Genomic DNA, 3,088 nt, shown 5'->3' with positions numbered 1-3,088 from the left:
GATGCTCGAAACCACCGGACGTAAGTCGGGACAGCCACGGCGCACCGCCGTCGGAGGAAAGGTGATCGACAACCAGTTCTGGATGGTCTCCGAACACGGCGAGCATTCGGACTACGTCCGCAACATCAAGGCCAACCCGGCCGTCCGGCTGCGAGTCGGCGGCAAGTGGCGCAACGGAACCGCGCACCTACTGCCCGACGATGACGCGAAACAGCGGCTGCGCAAACTGCCCCGGGCCAACAGCGCAGTGGTGCGCGTCATGGCCACCGACCTGCTCACCATTCGCGTCGACCTGGACTGATGGCATACGACGAAGACCTGGCCAACCGCATCCGCGAACTTCTGGGCTCCGAGCGTGGTGTCGACGAGAAGCGGATGTTCGGTGGGCTGGCTTTCCTGATCAACGGCAACATGTCGGTCGCCGCCAGCGGCCATGGCGGGCTGATGGTGCGGGTACCGCCGGAGGAGACGGAGAAGCTGCTGACCCGCGCCCACGTCACCCCCATGGTGATGGCGGGCCGGCAGACGAGGGGCTGGTTACGTGTCGACGCCGACGGCATCAAAACCAAACGGCAGCTGCAGGGTTGGGTGACCCGGGGCGTGGACTACGCGCGCAGCCTGCCGCCCAAATAGGTTTGCCGGGGTGCGCTGCGGGTACGCGGTGGCTCATGAGCAAAGACGGGTCCGGGCAACTCACCCGACGGCTGCTCCAGGTGGCCGGCACCACGTACGCGGCCGAGGCGGGAATCCGGCTCAACGACAAGCCGATGCCGCTGTTCCAGCTGCTGGTGCTGTGCATGCTGGCCAGCAAGCCGATCGACGCCGCAACCGCGATGCGCGCCGCGCGGGAGTTGTTCGGCGCGGGCCTGCGCACCCCGAAATCGGTGCTGGCATCCGACCGGCGCACCATGATCAGCGCGTTCGGGCGCGCGCACTACGTGCGCTACGACGAAAGCTCGGCCACCCGGCTGACCGACATCGCCGAGCACGTCCGCAACGAGTACGCCGGTGACCTGCGCGGGATCGCCGACCGCAGCAAGCACGACGTCCATGCCGCCAAACGGATGATCAAGCAATTCAAGGGGATTGGCGACACGGGCGCCGATATCTACCTGCGCGAAGTCCAAGACGTCTGGACCTGGGTGCGGCCGTACTTCGACGACCGGGCCACCAGCGCGGCACGGCAGCTCGGCCTGCCCACTGCCCCGACGAAGCTGGCCGCGCTGGCCCCGCGAGCCAACGCGCGCCTGGCTGCCGCCTTGGTGCGGGCGTCGCTGGACGACGAGGTGCGCCGGCAGTTGACGGGTTGAGCTGCGCGAACCTTTGAGCCGAGCCCGGCCGAGTAGGCTGGCGACGTTGACAACAGAATGGAGCAGCACCATGGCCAGCTCGACCACATTCGTCATCGTTGGCGGCGGACTTGCTGGGGCCAAGGCAGCAGAAGCATTGTGCGACAACGACTTCGACGGCCACATCATTCTCTGCTGCGAAGAGGATCACCTGCCCTACGAACGCCCTCCGCTGTCCAAGGAGTATCTGGCCGGCAAGAAATCGCTCAGCGATTTCACCGTGCACACCTCCGACTGGTACCGCGACCACAGCGTCGATTTGAAACTGGGCACGCGAGTGTCGTCGTTGGAACCCGCCGCACACACCATCGGTTTGCCCGACGACGCCACAGTGAGCTACGACAAACTGCTGCTGGCGACCGGGTCCGCATCGCGGCGCCCGCCGATACCGGGATCCGACGCCGCCGGGGTCCACTATCTGCGTACGTTCGGTGACGCCGCGGCACTGAACTCCGTTCTGGCCGACGGGAGTTCGCTGGCGGTGGTGGGTGCCGGCTGGATCGGGCTGGAGGTGGCCGCCAGTGCCCGTCAGCGTGGCGTCAACGTCACCGTCGTCGAGACCGCCAAACAGCCGCTGCTGGCCGCGCTCGGCGAAACGGTCGGCGAAGTGTTCGCCACCCTGCATCGCGACCACGGGGTGGACCTACGGCTCGAGGCGCAGGTCGAAGAGATCGAGACCAAGGCGGACAGGGCCACCGGGCTCAAGCTGCGCGACGGGTCGACGGTGGCCGCTGACAACGTGCTGGTCGCCGTCGGCGCGCAGCCCAACATCGAACTCGCCGAGCAGGCCGGGCTGTCCATGAGCGACGGCGGCGTGGCGGTCGATGCGTCGCTGCGCAGCAGCGACCCCGACATCTACGCGGTCGGCGACATCGCCGCCGCCGTACACCCGCTGTTCGGCACCCGGATCCGCACCGAGCACTGGGCCAACGCACTCAAGCAACCCGCGGTGGCGGTGGCCGGAATGCTCGGCAAGCCAGGCGAATACGACGAGTTGCCTTACTTTTTCACCGATCAGTACGACCTGGGGATGGAGTATGCCGGGCACGCGCCCAGCTTCGACCGGGTGGTCTTCCGCGGCGACGTGGCCGGCCGAGAATTCGTCGCGTTCTGGCTCGACGGCGAAAGCCGGGTGCTGGCGGGGATGAACGTCAACATATGGGACGTGCTCGACGACGTGAAAGCCCTGATCCGGTCGAAGTCTCCGGTCGATGCCGACAAGCTGGCCGATCCGCAGTCGCCGCTGGGAGATCTGCTCAGCTAGTCGGACCCTGGTCCACCGGCGTCCAGGTCAGGTCGACGACGTCGGGTGGGTGCTGCGCCTGCAGTCGGTCCCGCTCGCTGCGACGGCGTTTGATCCGCAGCCGCGCGTCGGCCGGCATGGTGACCACTTCGTCGCACGTCAGGTAGTACACGTCGTCGACGACGTCGATCAGGTCCGCCGCCACCCGCCGAGATCCCAGCTCGCGCAACGCCATCCGAAGCTCATGCGTGAACCGCAGTGTGGTGTCGTGAGCCAATTCCCTTGAACTGCGGGCATTGTCGGCTACCCGCCGGGCCAGATTGGTCGGCGGCGCCGGCTCGGCGGGTGCCGCTGCGGCGTGGGCGGCCGCCATCAGCAGCGGCGCCGGATTGTCGGCGAACATCGGGCTGGCCAGCTCGGCTTCGCCCGGCCCACGATGGCCGACGGAGGCGATGGCCGCATCGAAGTTGCCGGCGGTGTTCGGGAACAACACCCG

At 67.5% G+C, this 3,088-nt stretch carries 4 protein-coding genes and 1 pseudogene; 4 read left to right on the top strand and 1 reads right to left on the bottom strand.

Annotated features, from left to right (window positions below):
* From VML93_RS29315 to VML93_RS29300, 4 genes are all read left to right on the top strand, one after another.
* Positions 1-301: nitroreductase family deazaflavin-dependent oxidoreductase (locus VML93_RS29315; RefSeq protein WP_325615877.1), on the top strand; the 301-nt coding region annotated here is incomplete at its 5' end.
* The gene (locus tag VML93_RS29310) at positions 301-633 is read left to right on the top strand and encodes a TfoX/Sxy family protein (RefSeq protein ID WP_325615875.1); all 333 of its coding nucleotides are present in this window, start codon (positions 301-303) and stop codon (positions 631-633) included. The genes VML93_RS29315 and VML93_RS29310, both read left to right, overlap by 1 nt.
* A gap of 35 nt (positions 634-668) precedes the next feature.
* Positions 669-1,310 carry an endonuclease gene (locus VML93_RS29305; protein WP_325615873.1) on the top strand — a complete coding sequence of 214 codons (642 nt, stop codon included), beginning with the start codon at positions 669-671 and terminating at the stop codon, positions 1,308-1,310.
* Between the two features lie 70 nt (positions 1,311-1,380).
* A complete protein-coding gene (locus VML93_RS29300) occupies positions 1,381-2,613 on the top strand; it encodes an NAD(P)/FAD-dependent oxidoreductase (protein ID WP_325615879.1) in 1,233 nt (410 codons plus the stop codon).
* Here the strand turns inward: VML93_RS29300 and VML93_RS29295 are convergent.
* Positions 2,606-3,088: pseudogene (locus VML93_RS29295) on the bottom strand (hypothetical protein); the annotation flags it as partial. The gene VML93_RS29300 and the pseudogene VML93_RS29295 overlap by 8 nt on opposite strands.

The organism is Mycobacterium sp., assembly GCF_035499775.1.
GTDB lineage: Bacteria > Actinomycetota > Actinomycetes > Mycobacteriales > Mycobacteriaceae > Mycobacterium.
The sequence above is the reverse complement of the archived record's forward strand: the minus strand, read 5'-3'. Positions and strand labels throughout refer to the sequence as shown.